Origin of the sequence: Pseudomonas faucium, assembly GCF_021602585.1 — a bacterium.
GTDB lineage: Bacteria > Pseudomonadota > Gammaproteobacteria > Pseudomonadales > Pseudomonadaceae > Aquipseudomonas > Aquipseudomonas faucium.
Genome location: NZ_BQIP01000005.1, coordinates 142,147 through 163,212, shown reverse-complemented (window position 1 = coordinate 163,212; position 21,066 = coordinate 142,147). Strand labels below are relative to the sequence as shown.

Genomic DNA, 21,066 nt, shown 5'->3' with positions numbered 1-21,066 from the left:
ATGGCAGAAGGGATTCTGGGCCTGTTCAACCCCAGCCAGCACAAACTGGCAGTGGAGGGTTTGGCCGCAGCACTCGACGTGTTGTCCTTCGAAGGCAGGGAGCAGCTCAGCGAACCCTTCCTCTACCGCGTGGAATTCACCTCGGCAGAACAGGACATCGCCGTCGAGCTCATGCTCGGCAAGCGCGCCACCTTCAGCCTGCACCCACCCCCCAGCAAGCTGCCCCTGCTGGGCCTGCCCGCACCCCAGATCAAACCGCTGCGCACCGTGCATGGCGTGGTCACCGGCTTTGAGCGCCTGTCCAGCTCGCGGGACGAAGCCCGCTATCAGCTGACCTTGCAGCCGCGCCTGGCGCTGCTGGGCCGCGGCCAGCAATACCGTATCTACCAGCACCAGTCGGTGCCGCAAATCGTCGAGCACATCCTGCGCAGCCGCCATGAATTCGAGGGCCAGCACTTTCACTTCGACCTGGTGCGCGAGTACCCCCGCCGCGAGCAGGTGATGCAATACGGCGAAAGCGACCTGGCGTTCATCGCCCGGCTGCTGGCCGACGTCGGCATCTGGTACCGCTTCAGCAGTGATGACCGGCTGCGCCTGGACGTGGTCGAGTTCCACGATGACCAGCGCCGCTACCAGTTCGGCCTCGCGCTGCCGTGCCGGCCGCCGTCGGGCCTGAGCAGCACCGGCGAGGATGCGGTGTGGGCACTGCAGGCCCGCCACCAGGTGGTGGAGCAGCGCATCAACATGCGCAGCTACCAGCACCTCCAGGCCCGCGCCTTTCTCGATGGCGAGGTCGACCAGAGCCGTGGCGCCACCACCACCTACGGCGAAAGCTACCGCTACGCCGAGCCCTACGCCGAGCTGGGCGATGCCATCGACCAGCACGAAGACCTGCTCAGCGAGAGCGGTTTTTTCTACGCCCGCCTGCGCCACGAGCTGTACCTCAACGACCAGACCCGGCTCAGCGGCGTCAGCAGCAGTGCAGCCCTGGCGCCGGGGCAGGTGCTGAAAATCAGCGGCGGCGCGCCCCAGGCATTCGCGCCCGGCGCCGTGATCACCCGCCTGGTCATCGAGGCTGCGCGCGATCGCAGCCTGACCGCCCGCTTCGAAGCCATCCCCTACTCGCACTCCATCTGCTTTCGCCCGCCACTGGCGCCCAAGCCGCAGATCGCCGGCACCGTGCCGGCCCGGGTGACCAGTTCGCTGCAGCACGACCGCTATGGCCACATCGACCTGCACGGGCGTTACCGGGTCAATTTCCTGTTCGACCGCGACACCTGGAAAACCGGGGAAGAGAGCGCCTGGCTGCGCCTGGCCCGGCCCTATGCCGGCGACACCCACGGCCTGCACCTGCCGCTGATCCAGGGCACCGAAGTGGCGGTGGCATTCGAGCAAGGCGACCCCGACCGGCCCTACATCGCCCACGCGCTGCACGACAGCCAGCACCCGGACCACGTGACCCTGCGCAATTACCAACGCAACGTGTTGCGCACACCGGCCAACAACAAGCTGCGCATGGACGACACCCGGGGGCAGGAGCACGTCAAGCTGAGTTCCGAGCATGGCGGCAAGAGCCAGCTCAACCTGGGGCATGTGGTTGATGGGCAGAAGCAGAAGCGGGGTGAAGGGTTTGAGCTGAGGACCGATGCCTGGGGCGCGATTCGCGGCGGCAAGGGCGTGTTCATCAGCGCGGACGAGCAGGCGAAGGCTTCGGGTGATGTGCTGGCCATGCAGGCCGCAAGCACTCGAATCGAGGCCGCGAAGGAGCAGATAGCCCAATGGCAGGTGATTGCCAAGGGGCATCATAGCCGCCCACCTTCGATCAACGGTTTGCAACGGCTTCAAGCAGATGCACACGCCTTGAATGGCCCCGCCATATTGCTCAGCGCTCCGAAAGGCATTGTGGCGGTCACGCCAGCCAGCTTGTTACTGGAGAGTGGTGAAGGTCTCTACCTGCAAAGTGCCGACGAGATAAACCTGGCGGCTGCCAAACGCCTATCAGTCAATGCCGAGCAGGGAATGTCATTGCTGGCACGGGAAGAGGGCGTGCGTCTGGTATCGGGCAAGGGGCCCCTCGAAATCGAATCCCATGCCGACGTAATGGGGCTGACGGCTCAACAAGACATTACCGTCCAATCAGCCCAGGGGCACATTCAAGTCACCGCCAAAAACGGCATTACCCTGGGTTGTGGTGGGGCGTACATACGTCTTACCGCCGAAGGCGATGTCCATATTCACAGCCCAGGCATTCTCAGCTTGAAGGGCAAGCACAGGCTGGAGCCTCCCGCCGGTGAGCATTTTCCGTTGCCGGAGCTGCCAGGAGTGGTGTGCGAGGAGTGCTTGAAGAAAGCGCAGGCGGCAGCACTCGGGTTCGTGCTTCGGGAGCCTCGCGCATGATCGCTCGGCACCTCGAAAGCTGGCTCGCCCTGCTCGAACGCGGTTGTGCATCGGCAGGCATTACCCACCTTGACCTGATCATCGATCAGGCTGGCGGTGACCGGCCGCTGCTTTCCAGCGTGCTCGGCGTGGAGCCGGCACTTCTTTGGCATTCCCTGTTCGATGGCCTGCCTGAAGCGGGCGCCCAGCAGTTGGCACCGCTACTGGTGCGGGTCGATCTTACGCAACCGCTGCAACGGCAATGGCTGCTCAGCCTGATGCAAGCCTGTGATGGGCAGTCGCAGCTTCTGGCGCTGGTCTGCAACTGGCCCTTTTCCACCCTGGCCAATCACCTGGGGCAAGGCATGCAGGCCTACAACGGTGGTCGCCTGGGGCTGTTGCGCTTCTACGACCCGCGCCTGTTCCCGGTGTTGTTCAGCCACGTTCTGCAAGAGCAGCAGCAGGAGCTGTGGTTACGCCCGGCACAGTTCTGGAGTTGGCTTGACCGTGATGGCGTTCCTCAGCACCTGCCGGGTACTGCGCAGGTGCCAGGCAGTGCACACGAGAACGGGCCTATCGAACTGAGCGATGCGCAAGTGGACATCCTCTGTTGTGCCAGCGATGCCACCTTGGCGATGGCCAGGCTGATCGATGCTTTTCCCTGTGAGTGGGGGAAGGAGCGGCGGTTTGAGGTTTGCTACCGCGGCATCCTCGACGCGAATGCGGCCGGGTTGCTGCTGGATGAGGAGCGTGAAGCTTTCATCTGCGAGCAACTGGCGAAATTTGAAACCTCAGGGCAGGTGACACAGGGAGCGAAGTCTTGAGGCTGAAGTCGAGTAAGGATTGCGCCAGTCCCGAATATCCGATCAAGACACCCCTGCATCTGCCGGAGCCTCAGTCATGTCCAAAATAAACAAAGCCCCCGTTTGGTTTCCTCCGCAATTCCCGCTGGAGGGCCGCCTGCCGCAACGCGCCGGGCAGGTCCAGCAAAACCTGCGTCGTCAGGGTGAATGGGAACGTGAATATCACGATGCATTGTGCCTGGCTGCGGGCTCCCGACAACCGCGGCCTTGCTGCAAGACTCTGCATATCAGCCTGTTCTTCGATGGCACCGGTAACAACCTCAACAATGACCTGTACGAATCAGCGATTGCGCATCCAACCAATATTGCGCGGCTTTTTCGCGCGACGATTGGCGATGGTTACGCCGGCGGAACCAGCCACAGCGCCAAGGCCAGTGGGCTGACCGATGCGCCCGGAACCGGCAATGGGCAGTACTACAAGTACTACATGCCTGGGGTCGGTACACCCTTCCCGGAAATCGGTGACCTGGATTACAGCACCTTGGGTATGGCCGCCGCCTACCGCGGTGAAGAGCGCATCAACTGGGCGCTGCTGATGATCATTGATGCCCTGCGCCGCGCCTTGGGCATGCCAAGGTTGGACAATTCGACGCTCAAGGCCGAGGTCGACGCCATGAGCACCCTGGGGTTCAACCAATGGATCATGGGCCGTGCCAACCGCGGTAGCGTTTTTCGTCGCCAATTGAAGGCGTTGGAAGGGCCTTTGCGCTTGGCCCTGGAGGCGCCCTCGCCAGGTCGGCCCAAGCTCTTGGGCATCAAGTTGTATGTGTATGGCTTCTCCCGCGGCGCGGCTGCCGCGCGAGCCTTCGTGAATTGGTTGAATGGGTTGCTGGCGCCCAAGGAGCCGAAGCCCACCCTCAGGCTCAGCAGCCTGAAATTGCCGATCAGTGTGGAGTACCTGGGCTTGCTGGACACCGTGGTGTCAGTGGGGTTGGCGGATATCGTGCCGGTCGCGAAAGGTCATATGGGTTGGGGGGATGGGAGTCAAGAAATACCCAAGGGCGATTTGGTTAAGCGATGCCTGCATATCGTGTCGAGTCATGAGCAGCGCTTGAGTTTTCCATTGGAGTCGATACGGCGGGAGGATGGGACGTATCCGAGTAGTAGCCAAGAGGTGATTTACCCGGGCGTTCATAGCGACCTAGGGGGAGGCTATTCACCAGGAGAGCAAGGAAAAGCGTCAAGCCCAGATGATCGTGTCGGTGATGGTTTGTTGTTATCGCAAATCGTACTACAAGACTTATATGCGGATGCATATGCCAGCGGTGCCCCGTTCAAAGTGTCAAAAGGCGTTCTCTCGCTTGATTTGGCGGTAGAGAAGTGGCGCAGGCTGGAGGCCGAAGTTGAAAAGATGTTTGTGTTCTCTCCTGTTCTTGTTCGGAGGTTCAATGCGTGGAGGTATGTAACGCTCGAGGCCTCTAATGTTGACCGGGAATATGAGGTTGTGCAGGTAAATAGTTATGCGCCGATGTCTTCGGGGGTTTCATTGGAAGACGCGATTAGGGTTCAAATGTCTTGGATAACAGCTTGGCGAATTGATCGTTATGCTTTTGGTAGTTTGGAGAGTGCGCAGTTCTACCGTTCGTCTACTGATGAGCATGCGTCTAGTGATTCTCGTGCTAGAGCCCAGCTTGATCGTGATAGGAAACAGGCAGAAATTGAAAGGCGACGAGAAATTCAGCTGGACCGCGAACGTCGTGGATTTCCGAAAATGCCTTTGGAGCCCGGTGTTAAAGGTTTCGACCCAAATAGATCGAAATCGCAATTGCTGGAAGCCGCTGAAGAGTTTGGCAGGACGTATCGGCACTTAGAAAGCGACCCTTTGCTGATATTTTTAAAGAAGGCACGGTGGGTCAGTGCCCCAGCACTTCTCGCTTATTGGGATGCTGAGGAAATAAATGCCGAACATAAACGTATGAAGACTGGAGGTCACTCTAAGGTCAGTCAACTTTTTCCACCGCCTCCGAATCAGCAGAACCACACCTCAGAGACTCATCGGGGAAATGTGGATGAGACTGGAAACCGCGATCAGCCCACCGGCCTGCTGCGCGACTTGTTTGACGATCATGTACACGATTCTCGCGCGTGGTTCCTTCACTCGGCTCTCAACAATACCTACAGTTCTATACAAATAGCGGCCGGACGAGAACCGTGGGGAAGTTATTTCACAGAGCGAATGGTGTTCTTCGGCAATGCCACGCGTAGAACCGTCGCTTTGGGCCCTGTCCCTGACAAAGGTAGAGGGCAGCCACTTTCCGATATTTCACATCCCGCTATTGCAATGGGCGAACAAGATCGAGTACGAATTCAGCAAGACATTGCGGCTATGTGGGAAGAGCATTACGCGACGGTACGAGGAGCGAGCAATGTCTGATTCAGATACGGAAAGTCGAGTCGTATCAGTCTGGCTCTTCCTCATTCTGCCTTTCTCAATCGCCCAGGCGAGCACGATTGAGGCTATTAACCACACCCATTTGACGATCAATCGATTCAGTGTTGATGGGCGTTCAGCCGCTGACATCATTGGTGCTTATCAAGGGGGTGGAGGGGGGATGCTGCGTCATTCTTCCCGAACAGTGGCTTCCCGGGATGACGGTTAAAATTGATTGGGAAACGGGGGCAAGCGCCATGAGTACGCTCGCAGACGAATTTCCAGGGTATGGAGATTTGCCCAAATATCTTGATTGGGCTGGGAAAGTCAGGGCTCAACAAAGAACGCATAGCAAAGTTGTGCGGGTTCCCGATTACACCGGCCAACAAGTCTGCGGGATTACCGTGCACTTTTTGCCCTGCGACGACATCAAGGTCGCCACTTCCTGCTACGCCTACGGCAGTCCCGAGTACCCAATCAAAACTCCCCTACACCTGCCGGAGCCTCAGTCATGCCCGAAATAAAATGGAGGCTGTTATCTAAGGAGGCTAAAAAAAGTGTCGACTTTGATGGGTTCGCAAGTTGGTAAGCCACTTTCGCTTTGCGTGCTGCTTAAGTTTGCCAAGGGCATAGTTGCCGGATTCTTCTTGGCTTTGCCATTGATATCAGCCCACGCAAGCACCATTGAGGCGATCAATCATACCCATTGGGCAATAAATTACTTCAGCGTGGATGGGCGCTCAGGCATTGATATTGTTGGGCCCAATCAAGGCGGGGGAGGAGGGTGTTGTTATATGGCTCCTGAAATTTGGTCTTCGGATTTGGCAGTCAGGGTCGACTGGGAGACGGGTGTGGCATATTCAGATGATTTTCCTGGTTATGCTGACTGGCCTAGGTATCTGGCGTGGGTAGAGAAAATAGATGCGCAAAAAGTCAGGCATTCTAAAGTTGTGCCGGTGCCCGATTACGCCGGCGAAGATGTCTGTGGGATTACAGTGCATTTCCTACCCTGTGACGACATTAAAGTCACAACTTCCTGCTACGCCTACGGCACCCCCGAATACCCAATAAAAACCCCTCTGCATCTCCCAGTGCCTCAATCGTGCCCACTCACAAGCCTGGAGTCCCCGAAATGAAAGCATTCGTTCGCCAAGGCGACGCATTGCGCGAGTTTGGAGGCGAGGTGCTCGCTGGTCACTACTTGTGCGACGGCCTGCCGATCGCCTGCCAAGGTGACGCGGTACGCTGCAATCTGCACGGCGCCACGCATATCGCACAAGGAAGTGATCTGGCGATGATCGATGGCAATCCCGTGGCACTGGATGGCCACAGCTGCGCCTGTGGTTGCACGCTGGTCAGCTCCCTGCCCGATACCATGGCCGCATCATGAAGCCGGCCTTGGAATTTGCTCCCTACCCCTTGGCGTCGAGGCCTGCATACACGCGCTGGTTGCGGGCGGGCGTTCTAATGACGGGAATTGCCATCGTGGTTTGCTTTGCATTGCGAGACCTGGTCGAAGCTCGGGTTTGCGCAGTCGTTGTGGGTGGCGTTGTACTGTGCTGGTCGGTGGCATTCCTCACCCGAGTCTTGCGCTATCGCTTCAATCAGCACATTGCGTGCAGCTATGCCGCGGCGACGAAGCAGCAACAGCAAGCTTGGTGGCGTCAGCATCGGCAAACAGCGGGCTTGATCGAGTCGGTATTGCTTACCGCTGCGTGCAGCAAACCAACGCAAGTGTCCGGTTTGTTCGTGCCTGATCACAAACCGCCCATGGCAGTTGATTTAATCGAGGGAAAAGCGATCCGTTTGCCGCAGGCCCTTGCTCGAGAGCCTGCGATGCGTGAGCGCGAGCTTGGGATATTGCTTGCCCTGCAATGGCAGGCACAATGCAAGGTGGCAAGCTGGGCGCAACTGCAAGGCTGTTATTGGCAGGGTACCAACGAGGCATGGCAAGCATTTACGCAGCAGTTGCAGCACAGCTTTCCTGGTGCCTGCTTGCCTGAGCAACCAGAGCCGTGGCAAGGGATTCGCAGCCTTGAAGCAATCATTGATTCGTTGCACGACGCACCGGCCGATACCCGCATCCTCTGTGCCGGTTGCCATTCTTCGCCAACCGATAGCGCCTCGCCGTTTGTGGCAGGTGAGGCCGCTGTGCTGTGGCTGCTTGGGCCGACGGGGCGCACACGGTTCGCACGCGCAGAATGGTACGCCCCTGAAGCCGATTCACTCGAAGACGTAGCCGATCGAGCGCTGCGCCAGGCTCAACTGGATACCCCGCCCAATAGGTGCGTTTCGTTTTCACATCACGAGGCGCTCGACCTCACTGCGCTCAACTGGAACTTGAAACCCTGCCAGGACGCCAACTTTGGCTCACTGGGCGGCCTGGAGAGCATGGTGGTGCAGACCTTGGCCGCTTGGTACGCAGAGCAGAACGACACACCTTGTGCCTGGCTCGCGGCCGATCCTCACCACCCCTTGACCCTCGGAATTGTGCGACCCAATGACTGAAGCAGTTGAAGTGCAAAACGTTTCTCCATGGCGCACGGCACTGCTGTTGGCGGTGCTGATCGCGGTCATCGTTATTTTGCTTGGCGGGGGCTGGTGGCTCTGGTCTGGCGAAGCTGAACCGCGTGCGCAGATGCAAAGCATTCTTTTCAAGGGTCTGCTTGGCTGGTTGCTGTGTTACACGGTCGCGTTGGTGATCTGGCAGGTTGTGCACCGAGGGGTCTGGACGCTGGTAAGGCGTGCGCATGCACCGGTTTTGCCTGTTGCGCCTTCTGATAATCACGACCCCGTTGAGACCGTGGAGCATCTTCGAAATCAATACGGCTACTTCTGGCGCCGAAAGGTGCGGTTGTTTTTATGGATGGGGGAGCCTGAGCAGATTGAGGCGACCGTGCCAACCCTGACCACGCACGGATGGCTTGAAGCAGAAGGCGTCGTGATGCTGTGGGGCGGTAGCTTGCAATCTGCCCTGAACATGGCGCTGATCAAGCGTTGGGCTCCTCTGTATCAGCGGCGAGGATTCGACGGTGTGATCTGGGCAATAGACCCGGCAATGGGCAGTGTCGCGCCTGAAACCAAGGCATGCATTCGCCGTCTGCAGGACATGGGCAATGCCTTGGGTTGGCAGGTGCCTTTGCACCTGTGGCAGGTCTGCGTCAGCGAGTGGCCGCAACACAACCGCAAAGCTCAACCTGTCGGCTGTTTGCTGGGGGGGCGCTCCAGCACGGCAGATCTGCAAATTTGCTTGGATAAACTGCAGCAGCCGCTGCGCGAACAAGGCCTGGCTCAGGTGCAAAATACCTTGAGCCATGACTTCCTGCTTCGTCTATCGCAAAGCCTGCGAGCTGAAGGCACTGACCGATGGCGATCGATCCTGCTCGCGTTGCAGGGTAAGCAATGTGTTTCACTACAGGGTCTATGGTTCGGCTTGCCGGTAGTACACAGAGAGGCTCAAGCGTCTGAGCACTTTCTATCACTCGATACGGCTTGGGCTGGTCTTCTCACTGACAGCAATGCCAAACCTCGCCGGCTGGGTTGGCGTGTTGGTCGTCTGTCATACGTCGCGGCTGTGGCTTGCGCGGCGCTCTGGGGGGTAGGCCTGCTGCTGTCCTTCATCAGCAACCGTGCCGAAGTCGCCCGGGTAGATGAGGCACTGGCGGCACTGCAGCAAGCGACGGGCGGCAGCGACTCACTGGGCGCATTGGACAAATTGGTCCGCGATTTGTCACGGCTGGATTATCGCGCCGAACACGGAGCGCCCTGGTACCAACGTTTCGGCCTCGACCAGGCCCAGCCCCTGCGCAACGCCCTGTGGCCACACTACACACAAGCCAACAACCAGCTGCTCCGCGACCCCGCCGCAGCCACCCTGAAAAGCCAACTCACCGCCCTGCTCAAGCTCAACCCCAGCAGCCCGCAACGTGCCGAGCGCGCCAAGCAGGCCTACGACCAGCTCAAGGCCTACCTCATGCTGGCCCGCCCGGAGAAGGCCGACGCAGCCTTCCTGGTCCGCACCCTCGGCGCTGCCGAACCCACCCTGTGGACCTTCTTCGCCGAGCAACTGCCCGCCAACCCCGACTGGGCCATCCAGGCCGACGCCAGGCTCATCGCCCAGGTTCGCCAGGTGCTGCTCGGCCAACTCGGCCAACGCAACGCCGACACCAGCCTCTACCAGCGCGCACTCGATGCGGCGGCCAACCATTACCCGGCGCAGGGCCTTGAGCAGCTGGTTGGCGACACCGATGCCAGTACCTTGTTCGACACCGCGGCCAGCGTCCCCGGCGTGTTCACCCGCCAAGCCTGGGAAGGCCACGTGCGCCAGGCCATCGACGAGGCCGCCAACGCGCGCCGCGAACAAATCGACTGGGTGCTCAGCGACAACCCGCAAACCCTCGCCGCAGAGCTCAGCCCCGACCAGCTCCGCGAGCGCCTGACCGCGCGCTACTTCCAGGACTACGGCAGCGCCTGGCTGGCCTTTCTCAACAGCCTGCGCTGGCAGCAGCGAGGCAGCCTGGACGAAGTAATCGCTCAACTGACGCTGATGAGCGATGCCCGCCAGTCGCCGCTGATCGCCTTGATGAACACCCTGGCGTATCAGGCCCAGGCGGGTATGCGTGGCCAGGCCCTGGCCGACTCCTTGATCCAGTCCGCACAAAACCTGATCGGCCAGGACAAGCCGGCGCTCATCGAACAATTGCCCCAGGGCCAGAGCGGCCCGCTGGATAGCACCTTCGGGCCGCTACTCACGCTGTTGGGCAAAAAACCGGAAGGGCAGCTTCGCGATGACAGCCTGAGCCTGCAGGCCTTTCTCACCCGCGTGACCAGCACCCGCCTGAAGCTGCAGCAGGTCACCCAGGCGCCAGACCCGCAGGCCATGACCCAAGCCCTGGCGCAAACGGTGTTCCAGGGCAAGCGCGTCGACCTGACCGAAACCCAGGCCTACGGCAGCCTGATCGCCGCAAGCCTGGGCGCCGAATGGGGCGGCGCCGCGCAGGCCCTGTTCGTGCAGCCTTTGGACCAGGCCTGGCAGCGCGTGCTGCAGCCCTCGGCCGCCGGCTTGAACCGCAACTGGCAACGCGCCGTGGTCGATGAGTGGAACGGCGCATTCGCCGGCCGCTACCCCTTTGCCGTCACCTCCAGCGATGCGTCGCTGCCCATGTTGGGGCAGATGATCCGCGCCGACTCAGGGCGCATCGAGCAGTTCCTGCGCGAGCAGCTGTCGGGGCTGCTGCGCAAGGAAGGCAGCCGCTGGGTGGCCGACCCGCGCTATAGCCAGGGCCTGCGCTTCAACCCGCAGTTCCTGGCGGCGATCAACCAGCTCAGCCAGCTGGCGGATGTGCTCTACACCGACGGCGGCATGGGCCTGAGCTTCGAGCTGCGCGGCAAGCCGGTGCGCGATGTGGTGCAGACCACCTTCATCCTCAATGGCGAGAAGCACCATTACTTCAACCAGCGCGAGCGCTGGCAGCGCTTTCGCTGGCCGGGGCAGAGCGACTATCCCGGCGTCAGCCTGAGCTGGGCCAGCGTGCACACAGGCGAGCGCCTGTTCGCCGACCTGCAGGGCACCTGGGGCCTGATACGCCTGCTCGAGCAGGCCCAGGTGACCCACCTCGACGACGGCGGCAGCCAGATGCGCGTGGTGCTCAAGGCGCCAGATGGCCTCGGCCTGACCTGGCACCTGCGCACCGAATTGGCCGGCGGGCCGCTGGCGTTGCTTGCGCTGCGGGGTTTCACGCTGCCGCGGGAGATCTTTCTGGTGGGCGACGCAAACGTGCAGCGCGTTGCACTGCGAGGAGAAGCCCAATGATGTTGAACAAGTTGATCGACAGTTGCTTGCCGACAGAAGACCCCTTGCTCCTGGCACGACAACAGGGGCAATGCTGGGAAGCGTGGTTGCAGCCCATCCGTGCGGACGCTCCTGCGGGCGATGACCCGGCTCACGAAGACGACTTCCAGCGCATGCGCGAGGAGGTCAACAAGCTTTCCGGTGCGGATGTCGAGCTAGTGATCGCGCTGGCAGAGCAGCTGCTCAAGCACACCTGCAAAGACCTGCGCGTCGCTACCTATTACCTCTGGGCGCGCCTGCACAAGGGCGGGGAGGCGGGGCTGGCAGACGGCCTGAGCCTTCTGGCGGCGTTGGTCGAGCGCTACGGCACGCAGGTGCTGCCTGCCCGCGCCAACAGCCGCAAGCTGGCCATGGACTGGCTGGCCAGCAGCAAGGTGCTGGACAGCCTGTCGCGTTATCCGCAAGTGGTGAAGGCGCAGGCGCAAAGAACGGTGGCCGCACTCGCCTGGCTGCGCAGTGGCCTCGATGCATGGCCTGAAGCGCATCGGCCCAACTTGTCACCCTTGATCAGCGCCTTGTCCAATCGCCTGGCGCAGTCGGGTGGGGTTGATGCGATCGTTCCTCAGACCGGCGCCGCACAAGCGGCCCCCCAGCAGGCGCCGGTGGCCATCAAGTCCGGTCGTGATCTGCTGGACAGTGGCCGCAACCTGGCGCGTTACCTGCGCGAGCAACCCGAAGGCTGGCTCGCGGCCCATCGGCTGCTCAGAAGCCTGCGCTGGGACACGCTGCACCAGGTACCGCCCCATGATGCCGAGGGTATTACGCGCCTGTCGGCGCCGCGCGGCGAGTACCGTGCCCAGCTCCAGCGCCTGTACTTGCAGCAGGCGTGGAGCGCGCTGCTCGATCAGGTCGAGCAGATGTTCACGGAAGGGGTGAACCACTTCTGGCTGGACCTGCATTGGTACCTGTACCAGGCGTTGAGCCAGTCGGCGGCCCACGACAGCAGTTGGGCGGGCATCGTCAAGCGTGACCTGGGCATGTTCCTCGAGCGGCTGACGGGTATCGAGCTGTTGCGCTGGAGCGATGGCACCCCCTTTGCGGATGAAGCGACGCGTGACTGGATCAACCAGCATGTCAGCGGCAATGCTGCCCACCAATGGCTGCCCGCCGCTGCGCCAGTGGGCGGGGCGGGCGAAGACGATGTGCTGAGCCTGGAAAGCGAAGCGTTGGCGCAGGCCGACAGCGATGGCATCGAGCGAGCCCTGGCATGGCTGGCTGCGCGCACCGACCTGGCAACCGGGCGCCAGCGCTGGCTGCTACGCCTGGTAATGGCGCGCGTGGCCGAGCAGCACGGCAAAGCTGAGTTGGCCTTGCACCTGCTCAGCGAGCTCGATGCCAGTGGCCAACGCCATGGCCTCTCGCAATGGGAGCCGCAGCTGTATTTCGAAGTCAAGGCGCGGCTGCTCAAGTTGCTGCGCCTCAAAGCCCAGCGCAACGATGCCGACAAGCCCAGCCTGGCTGGGCAGATGGAGGCGCAGCTGGCTGCGCTCGTTGCAATCGACCCCGTGCGCGCCGCAGTGCTTTGCAGCTAGCGCCTTCGAACAGGAACGTTTTCTTGAATACGGATAATCCGACGCTGCGTTACTTCGATGCCGAGATGCGCTACCTGCGCGAAGCCGGCAAGGAGTTTGCGCAAGCCTTCCCTGACCGTGCAGCCCAGTTGAACCTGGACAAGCCGGGTGCCGACGACCCCTATGTAGAACGCCTTTTCGAGGGGTTTGCATTTTTGATGGGGCGCCTTCGCGAGAAGCTCGATGACGACCTTCCCGAGCTGACCGAAGGGCTGGTAAGCCTTCTGTGGCCCCATTACCTGCGCACCATCCCCTCGTTGTCGATCATCGAACTGCTGCCCGAGATCGACCAGATGAAAGGCAGTGAAGGGGTTGCGCCGGGGTTTCAGGTCCTTTCGCAACCCATAGGGCCGGATCGAACCCGCTGCCAGTACGCCACCACCCAGGCCGTCAAGTTGCAGCCACTGAGCTTGGGCACCGCTGGTCTTGATCATGAGCTCGATGGGCGAGCCCTGTTGCGCCTTCGCTTTACGTGCGGTGTGCTGGCTGATTGGGCTCAGGTCGAGCTTGCCGATTTGCCTCTCTATCTGCAGGGCGATGCAGCCTTGACCAGCGCCTTGCACCAGGCCCTGACGCTCAACGTTGCGCAGCTGTACGTGCGAGTGCCCGGCCAGCAAGGGCGCCAGCTGCTCGATGGCCATTTCTCGCCCAAGGGCTTTGCCCAGGAGGACCGCCTCTGGCCCAAAGGGGACAGTGCCTTCAGCGGTTACCAGCTGCTGCTGGAGTACTTCACCTTCCGTGAGAAGTTCATGTTCGTGACGCTGCAGGGCTTGCAGCAGCTGAAGCTCGCTGCCGGCACGCCCTGGTTCGAGCTCGAGGTGGTGTTCATGGGGGCCTGGCCCCATGCGTTCACCCCGAACGCCGAACACATTCGCCTGCACGCAGTGCCGGTCATCAACCTGTTCCCGCTGGAGGCCGACCCACTGACGGTCGACCCCCTGCAAAGCGACTACCTGCTGCGCCCCATGCGTCTGCAGGATGGCCATACCGAAATCTATTCGGTCGACCGCGTCACCGGTACGAAAAACGCCACGCGGTACGACTACGTGCCGTTCACCAGCTTTCGCCACAAGGGCGGAATGCTGCGTGACCAGGCGCCGGAGCACTACTTCCATACCCGCCTGCGGCGTGGTGCCAATGGCCTGCATGACACCTGGCTGATACTGGGCGGAGAGGGCTTTGACCAGCAGGCCCTGAGCGAGCCGGCGAGCCTGTCGTTGCGCCTGACCGGCACCAATGGCCAGCTGCCGCGCAAGGCACTGCAGAGCACGCTGCTCGATACCGTTGCACAGTCCGCCCAGGCCGGCTTGCGGGTGCGCAACCTGTGTGCGCCGACCTTGCCGTGCTACCCGCCAAACCGTGACCGCTTTCACTGGCGAGTGCTCAGCCACCTGGGCTCCAACTTCCTGCCCATGCTTGCCAGTGCCGAGGTCCTGCGCGGGACCTTGGCGCTTTATGACTGGACCCACAGCGAGATGAACCGGCGCCGCCTGGAGGCGATCGTCGAGGTCAAGCATCACCTCATCCAGCGTTTCGACAAAGGCTTCCTGCTGCGCGGCGTGGACATCGAAGTCACGGTGGATGCCAAGGGTTTCGCGGGCGAGGGCGATATCAGCCTGTTCGGCGAAATGCTCAACCGCTTCTTCGCGTTGTATGCCGACATCCACCTGTGCACGCAGCTGACGCTGATCATTCAACCTACTGGAAAGTCACTGCGATGGAACGAGCATCACAGTCAGCGTATGCCCGGCTGAACGCCACCGGCTTGCTGCAAGCGTTACAAGGGCACTTGACCGAAGCCAATCTGTATCGGGTCTGCCAGCTGCTGGAGCAGGCCGTGCCTGGGCAGCCGCCGCTGGGCAGCACGGCGCGCCCCGAGGCTGACGTCATCCGCTTTCGCCCCGACCCGGGCATGGGGTTTCCTGCCAGTGAACTGCGGGCAATCGAGCATGATGAAGCCCACCCGGACAAACCGGCCACGGTGCGAACTCGCCTGCTTGGCCTGTACGGGGTCGATTCACCGCTGCCCACGGCCTACCTGGACGACCTGGTCCAGCGCCGCGAAGGGCATGAGGCGGTCGAGGCGTTCCTGGATATCTTCAATCACCGCCTCTTCACCCAGTTCTATCGGATCTGGCGCAAGTATTCGTACCCGGCGGCGTTCGAGGCCGGTGGCAGCGATGCAACGTCCCAGTGCCTGCTGGGCTTGATCGGGCTCGGCATACCCGGGTCTGCCGAGCGCATAGCAACGCCCATGTCGCGCTTTCTCGCCTTGCTCAGCGTGATGCGCCTGCCAACGCGCAATGCAGAGGGCATCGTCGCACTGGTCAAGCTGCTGGCTCCGCGTACACAGGCAAATGTCACGGCGCACTGGCCGAGAAAAGTGCTGCTCGATCAGCCCGCGTGCTTGTCGCCAAGCAGCCCGGTAACGCTGGGGCAAGGCACCCCGCTGGGCGCATTCAGCCTCGATGCCACCAGCCAGCTGCAGCTGGCCCTGTGCACCCAGGACCCGGATGAAGCGCTGGGTTGGCTGCCGGGCGGCCAGCTGCACCAGGATCTGCTGGTGCTGCTGCAGGTGTACCTGGGTTGGCGCTGCCTGGCGAAACTGCAGTTGTCGCTGCCGATGCGCATGCTTCCAGTCCCGGTATTGGGCAAGGCAAAAGCCATTCTGGGAATGACGGCAGTCATGGGGCTGACCGAAGCGCTTCAGGCGTCCAGGGGATCCGACCTCATCACCCTTCATTTGGGCCATTACCAAGGCCTGCATTTGAATCCTTGCAACAGGGAGGTACAGCATGTCGCGTACCGTTTTTGATCTTTTCAAGGTCGCGGCGCTGCTCGCGGCGCTAAGTGGCTGCGGGTTGACGCAGAAGGTGGCCGATAGCAGCGCCGCCGTCACCACGGCGATCTTTTACAAGCAGGTGAATACCCTTCACCTGGATGTCGTCGGCCGCGCGGTGATCAACACCGACGCCGCCGACATGAGCGGCCTGTCGGTTGCGACCATGGTCCGGGTGTACCAGTTGCGCGACGGCAAGACCCTGGAGCGCCTTACCTACGACGACTGGCTGAGCAATGCACATCGATTGCTGGGTGATGACCTGCTCAGCGAGCGAACCTTGGTCGTCAAACCCGAGGGTGCTGCGCTGTTGAGCGTCCCGCTGGAAAAAGACACCCGCATGATTGCGGTGGTGGCGCTGCTGCGTGCACCAGGCAGCGAATCCGATGCCTGGCGCCTGAAGCTCGACCGCGATGACCTGGACCCGGACCAGGCGCGGGTGATCGAGCTTGCGGACAACCGATTGACGTTGCGCCCACGGCTGAAGGAGTAGCAGGCATGCCTGAACTGACGCCTTCACTTTACGAGTTGTTGCTGCAGAACTTCGCTGGCGAACTGGATCTTCACCAGGTTGCCGAAGAAGACCAGCTGACGCTGTCCGTGCTGGACAACCTGCAGCGCATCCTCAACAGCCGCGCCGGGGCCCTTGCTCACCTGCCTGACTACGGCCTGCCCGACATGGGCACCATTTTGCAAGGGTTGCCTGCTTCCGCCCAGGCACTGATGAGCACCATGACTGGCACCTTGCTCAAGTATGAGCCGCGCTTGGCAGCGGTTGCCATCGACATGCTGGCGCAGACCCGGCCCGGCCATCTCGAATACACCCTGAACATGACCCTCCACAGCGGCGCGAGCATGACGTTCGCAACGACCCTTGCGCCAGAGGGCAAAGTCACGGTGCGCCATCTGAAGCAGCAGGGCTACCTGCAGTGAGTGAAGGGACCGGAGGCAAACTGATGTCGTCTTTGTTTGAAGTGCGTATTCGCCTGGGAGGGGATCCGCGCGGCCTGGATCAGTTCAAGGCTCTACAACAGGAGTTGGCGAAGCTCAATCATCCGGCGCGCCCGGATGTGGATTGGGCGAAGATCGAAAGGGCCTGCCTCGATCTATTCGAGCAGCATGGCGCGGAGTTGCAGACAGCGGTGGCCTTTGTCTTGGCCCGCAGCCATCGCGCGGGCCTGCTGGGGATGGGCGAGGGGCTGGCGCTGCTGGCAAGCCTGATCGAGCAATGGCCCCGCCTGTGGCCCGCTCAGGCGTCAGTGCGGGTGGATCTGCTAGCCGCCTTGTTTGCCCAGCTGCAGCCCTTGTTGCGGGTGCTTGATTGGGGCCCGGACAGGGTGCCGGCACTCAATCACCTGGCCGTCGAGCTGGCGCAGCTGGAGTCGCGGCTCGCCCACGTGGCCCAGGTCACCGTAGCCACACTGCAGAGCCTGCGTAGCCTGGTTGATTTGTTCATGAATCGCCTGGCCGAGCAGCGCACGCAGGTCTTGCCTGTGCCGCAGTGGGTGAGCAGCCCTGCAACCTCCCTGGTGGCACCTGCTGCTGTGCTGGCGCCGTTGCACACTACCTACTCGATCGTTTTCGAGCCTCAAGCCAGGAAACGCAGCGTCCTGCCGTGGCTCTTGGCGGCAGCGTTGGCGGTTGCGCTGGCAGGTGTGGGAGGGTGGCAGTACTGGCTTGCTGAGCAGGCCCGCAAGCAGCCCGTGGCTGCGCCCGTTCAGCTCGCTAGCCTGAGCCTGTTTGCGCCAGGGAGCAGCGAGATAAGGGCCGAATCGACCAAGCCGTTGATGAGCGCACTGGTCGAAATCAAGTCGCGACCTGGCTGGTTGGTGGTCATCTCCGGGCATGCCGATGCCAGCGGTGAAGTCAGTACGAACCTGGAGCTGTCCCGTGCTCGGGCACTGGCAGTGCGCGATTGGCTGCAGCACATGGGGGATATTCCGGACAGCTGCTTCGCCGTGCGCGGCGCGGCGGCGAATCAGCCGTTGACCAGCAACGAGACGACCGCCGGCAGGGCTGCTAACCGGCGAGTCGATATTCGTCTGTTGCCTGTTCTGCAGCCCTGTGCCGAGCTCAGTCAGGCATCGCGCTAAGGCAAGGGTCGCCCCGCCCAGCAACGGGCGGGGCGTCGCACTCAGCGAGTGCCCAATTTGCGCAAGTTCCCCGGCGTAAACTCTTCAGGCCCGAAGTTGCTGGCATTGAGCAGCGCCGGTTTCTGCTGGTCGAGCAGCCGGTCGACCATGTAGGCCCCGGCGATCAGGTCATGGTAGATGGCCAGGCGCGCGTGGAAGCGCTGGATGTCATAGGCATAGATCGAGGTCTGCATGTTGGTGCGCCACAGCTGGCCGCGGCCGTCGTAGTTGTCGGCCAGGGTCGCTGCCCAGCTGTCTTCGTCGATGTAGAAGGTGCGCTTGGCGTAGATGTGGCGGGCGCTGGGCTTGAGCGTGGCCTGCAGGATCCAGGTGCGGTGTTTTTCGTAGCGCATCAGGTCCGGGTTGACGTGGCCGGCGGCGTTGATGATGTCCGACTGCTTGATGTCCGGTTCATCGATCTTGTAGTTGTTGTAGGGGATGTAGATTTCCTTTTTGCCGACGATGGTCCAGTCATAGCGGTCGGTTGCCCCGTTGAACAAGCGGTCTTCGTCGTACACGCGAAACCCCCCGGCGCCGGTGGGCGAGTCGTAGCCCACGGTCGGCGCGCGGCGCACGCGGCGCTGGCCGGGGGTGTACTGCCAGGCCTGGCGCGGTTGTGCGGCAGCGTCGGTGAACTCGTGGCCGACGATGATCTCGCCTTTCTTGCGCACCGGCTCCAGGGTGGTGAGCAGGAAGTTGGTGAACACGCCGTTGGTGCTCTGGGCATTCTGCTTGGGGTCGGACCACAGCGAGTAGATCTTGTAGTTGACCTTCTCCAGCACGCGGTTGTTGTCGGCATAGACCACCACCTGGTTGTAGTTGGCCTCCTCGGTGATCGCGCGCGCCTGCATGTTGTGGTTGAGGATCAGCTCGTTGCCGTTCTTCGGGATCGGGAACGGCGAGGCGCCGAACGCTTCCAGGGCGTCATTGCCGTCGGCGCTGAGCTTGGCGTGCTGCGCATTGCGCAAGATCGCCTGCTCGGTGTCCTGGTCGGCGCGAAAATCCCGGTGGCTGGGGTAGACCGGCATCCTGAAGGTGGCGGGGTAGCGCTTGAACAGCGCCTTCTGGCCTTCGGAGAGGTTTTCGGCGTACTGGTCCATGTTCTGCGCGGTGATGACGAACAACGGCTTTTCGTCGGCATACGGGTCCGGGTAGGGGCTGCCGGGGCCGGCGAACTTCACCTGGGGTGGCACGCCGCGCCACTTGCCGCTCCAGGCCGGGATGCTGCCATCGGCATTGCCGGCGCGCTCGGCACCTATTGGCGTCAGTTCCTTGCCCAGTTGCCCGGCATCGCTGCCGTTGGCGCTGGCCTGCAGGGCCACGGCGCTGCTCAGCAGGGTGGCGGTGAGTGTGGCGCGTAGCCAGGCGTGCTTGAAGTCATGCATGTCGTTGATCCTCAATCAGGGCTTCAGAACCGGTATTTGAAGTTGAGTGCGACGTTGTCGCGGTCGGCCCAGGGCGAGTTGTTGGCATTGCCCAGGTAGGCGCTGTACAGCGCCTCGACGGTGAAGTTGCCGAGGTAGCGCCAGGTCGTGCCGATGCTGGCGCGATCGTCGCCCTGGCCGTAGTTGATCGAGCCGGTGAGGGCGCTGTCGTGCTGGGCGGCGGTGCTGAAGTTGATCGGCACCGACATGTCCCAGCCGCTGAACACGTCGTTGTAGTCAAGGTTGAGCTGCACCGTGTAGCCCCAGGCATCGCGGTCGCCCACCAGGCTGTCGGTGCCGCCCAGGGTCAGGCCGGGGGCCAGGGTCAGCGGGTCGGACTTGTCGTTGTGCAGCACGGTGTTGTAGACCAGCTCGCCGGTCAGGGTGGTGTTGTCGGAGAAGGCATTGGGGCCGAACACGTGGATGGCCGAGACCTGTGCCTGCAGGGTTTCGGCGCGCACGGCGCTGGAGAAGCCGTTGTCGACCATCACCGGCTGGCCGTCGCGGTAGCTGACTTCGCCGGCCAGGCTGGTGTCGCCCAGCACGGTGGCGAAGCTTGCGCCATACAGGTCGATGTTGTCGAAGTAGCGGGCGCGGTAGAAGCCCAGGTCGCTCTGGAAGTCCAGGGTCGGGGTCTTGTCGTGGTAGCGCACGTAGTACAGGCCGAACTCGGTGTTGTTCAGCGAGGCGGCGCTGTAGCGCAAGGCCACGCCGTACTGGCCGCTGTCGCTGGGCTCGTCGTCCTTCAGGCGCCTGACGAAGCCGGTGGCGTCGCTGTAGCCGCCACGGTCGATGTAGTCGGTGGTGGAGAAGTAGCTGCCGACCCCGAACATCTGGGTCTTTTCCCACTTGTACTGGTAGTAGGCCTCCACATCCAGGTCGTCGGTGAGGCTGAACTGGCCGAACACCTGGCCGACCGGCAGCAGCACTTCCTTCACCTCAACGCCCGGGGTGGTGGCCTTGGTGGCGTCCACCGGGCTCTGCGCGCCCGATACGCCGGGGTAGAACAGGCTCTCGCCCCAGCTCACCACCTGGTCGCCCACGCGCAGGTTGAGGTTGTGCCCGGCCATGTCCCAGGTGCCGTAGGCGTAGGCGTCGAGCATGCGCAGGTCGTCGCGGTGCTGGTCGACGGTGTCCTTGGGGAAGCGGTCGGGCTTGCTGCACACGCCGCTGGCAAAGCAGTTGGAGGTGCCGGTGTCGTTGTCGTTGCTTTGATCGTAGGCCCGGTCGTAGAAGCCCGAGGCGCGCATGAACACGCCGTAGTTGTCCTGCCAGCGCAGGTTGGCCTCGGTGAGAAAACCCACCCGGTCGGTAATCAGGCTGCCCCGGTCGAAGGCGTTGTCGCCGTCGTTGGCGTCGGCGTTGGCCACCAGCTTGTGGTCGCGTTTTTCGGTACGCCAGGCAAGGCTGTAGCTCAGCGTGGTGTCCCAGTCGACGCTCAAGTCATCACTGGGCTGGAAGGTCATGGCGCTGGCAGGCTGGCTGAGGCTCCCCGCCAGCAGCAGCAAGGACAAGCTAACATAGGTGTTCAGAGGCGGGGGGGCGATTGTTGTTCTTATCATTGTCGTCCTCGTGCGCGGGCATGCCTGCCCGTCCGACGTTTTGGGTAGGTGGTGCAGGCACGACTATGGGTTGGGCC

Annotated in this window: 15 protein-coding genes and 1 pseudogene; 14 read left to right on the top strand and 2 right to left on the bottom strand. The window is 62.1% G+C overall.

Features of this window, described 5'->3' with window-relative positions; translation table 11 throughout:
* The 14 genes and pseudogenes from L6D75_RS08605 (at nucleotide 1) to L6D75_RS08540 (ending at nucleotide 17,964) form a co-directional block, all read left to right on the top strand.
* A complete protein-coding gene (locus L6D75_RS08605; protein ID WP_176513413.1) occupies nucleotides 1-2,397 on the top strand; it encodes a type VI secretion system Vgr family protein in 2,397 nt (798 codons plus the stop codon).
* Nucleotides 2,337-3,200: a toxin Tle1 chaperone Tla1 gene (locus L6D75_RS08600; protein WP_236193491.1), complete on the top strand. Its 864-nt coding sequence runs from the start codon at nucleotides 2,337-2,339 to the stop codon at nucleotides 3,198-3,200. The genes L6D75_RS08605 and L6D75_RS08600 overlap by 61 nt, the downstream gene beginning before the upstream one ends.
* 76 nt (nucleotides 3,201-3,276) lie before the next feature.
* Entirely contained in the window at nucleotides 3,277-5,613 is a 2,337-nt protein-coding gene (locus L6D75_RS08595) for a T6SS phospholipase effector Tle1-like catalytic domain-containing protein (RefSeq protein ID WP_176513409.1), read from the top strand.
* A pseudogene (locus L6D75_RS08590) lies at nucleotides 5,606-6,134 on the top strand (DUF3304 domain-containing protein). Before L6D75_RS08595 ends, L6D75_RS08590 begins: the two are co-directional and overlap by 8 nt.
* A 33-nt stretch (nucleotides 6,135-6,167) precedes the next feature.
* Entirely contained in the window at nucleotides 6,168-6,746 is a 579-nt protein-coding gene (locus L6D75_RS08585) for a Tli1a family immunity protein (protein WP_236193489.1), read from the top strand.
* Nucleotides 6,743-7,000, top strand: coding sequence for a PAAR domain-containing protein (locus L6D75_RS08580; RefSeq protein ID WP_176513406.1), 258 nt, complete (start codon nucleotides 6,743-6,745; stop codon nucleotides 6,998-7,000). The genes L6D75_RS08585 and L6D75_RS08580 overlap by 4 nt, the downstream gene beginning before the upstream one ends.
* Nucleotides 7,001-7,077: 77 nt before the next feature.
* Nucleotides 7,078-8,118, top strand: coding sequence for a hypothetical protein (locus L6D75_RS08575; protein ID WP_236193487.1), 1,041 nt, complete (start codon nucleotides 7,078-7,080; stop codon nucleotides 8,116-8,118).
* Complete coding sequence (locus tag L6D75_RS08570) at nucleotides 8,111-11,422, top strand: ImcF-related family protein (RefSeq protein ID WP_176513401.1); 3,312 nt, start codon at nucleotides 8,111-8,113, stop codon at nucleotides 11,420-11,422. The genes L6D75_RS08575 and L6D75_RS08570 overlap by 8 nt, the downstream gene beginning before the upstream one ends.
* Nucleotides 11,419-12,993, top strand: a complete 1,575-nt coding sequence (tssA, locus tag L6D75_RS08565) for a type VI secretion system protein TssA (RefSeq protein WP_176513399.1) — start codon at nucleotides 11,419-11,421, stop codon at nucleotides 12,991-12,993. Before L6D75_RS08570 ends, tssA begins: the two co-directional genes overlap by 4 nt.
* Nucleotides 12,994-13,016: 23 nt before the next feature.
* Nucleotides 13,017-14,786: a type VI secretion system baseplate subunit TssF gene (tssF, locus tag L6D75_RS08560; protein WP_176513397.1), complete on the top strand. Its 1,770-nt coding sequence runs from the start codon at nucleotides 13,017-13,019 to the stop codon at nucleotides 14,784-14,786.
* Nucleotides 14,750-15,847 carry a type VI secretion system baseplate subunit TssG gene (tssG, locus tag L6D75_RS08555; RefSeq protein ID WP_176513396.1) on the top strand — a complete coding sequence of 366 codons (1,098 nt, stop codon included), beginning with the start codon at nucleotides 14,750-14,752 and terminating at the stop codon, nucleotides 15,845-15,847. Before tssF ends, tssG begins: the two co-directional genes overlap by 37 nt.
* Complete coding sequence (gene tssJ, locus L6D75_RS08550) at nucleotides 15,828-16,364, top strand: type VI secretion system lipoprotein TssJ (protein WP_176513394.1); 537 nt, start codon at nucleotides 15,828-15,830, stop codon at nucleotides 16,362-16,364. Before tssG ends, tssJ begins: the two co-directional genes overlap by 20 nt.
* Nucleotides 16,365-16,369: 5 nt before the next feature.
* A complete protein-coding gene (gene tssE / locus L6D75_RS08545) occupies nucleotides 16,370-16,804 on the top strand; it encodes a type VI secretion system baseplate subunit TssE (RefSeq protein WP_176513392.1) in 435 nt (144 codons plus the stop codon).
* Nucleotides 16,805-16,827: 23 nt separating this feature from the next.
* Complete coding sequence (locus L6D75_RS08540; protein WP_176513390.1) at nucleotides 16,828-17,964, top strand: OmpA family protein; 1,137 nt, start codon at nucleotides 16,828-16,830, stop codon at nucleotides 17,962-17,964.
* Nucleotides 17,965-18,005: 41 nt separating this feature from the next.
* Here the strand turns inward: L6D75_RS08540 and L6D75_RS08535 are convergent, their stop codons facing one another.
* Nucleotides 18,006-19,388, bottom strand: a complete 1,383-nt coding sequence (locus L6D75_RS08535) for a DUF1329 domain-containing protein (RefSeq protein ID WP_176513389.1) — start codon at nucleotides 19,386-19,388, stop codon at nucleotides 18,006-18,008.
* A gap of 23 nt (nucleotides 19,389-19,411) precedes the next feature.
* Complete coding sequence (locus tag L6D75_RS08530; protein ID WP_236193485.1) at nucleotides 19,412-20,941, bottom strand: DUF1302 domain-containing protein; 1,530 nt, start codon at nucleotides 20,939-20,941, stop codon at nucleotides 19,412-19,414.
* Between the last annotated feature and the right edge of the window lie 125 nt (nucleotides 20,942-21,066).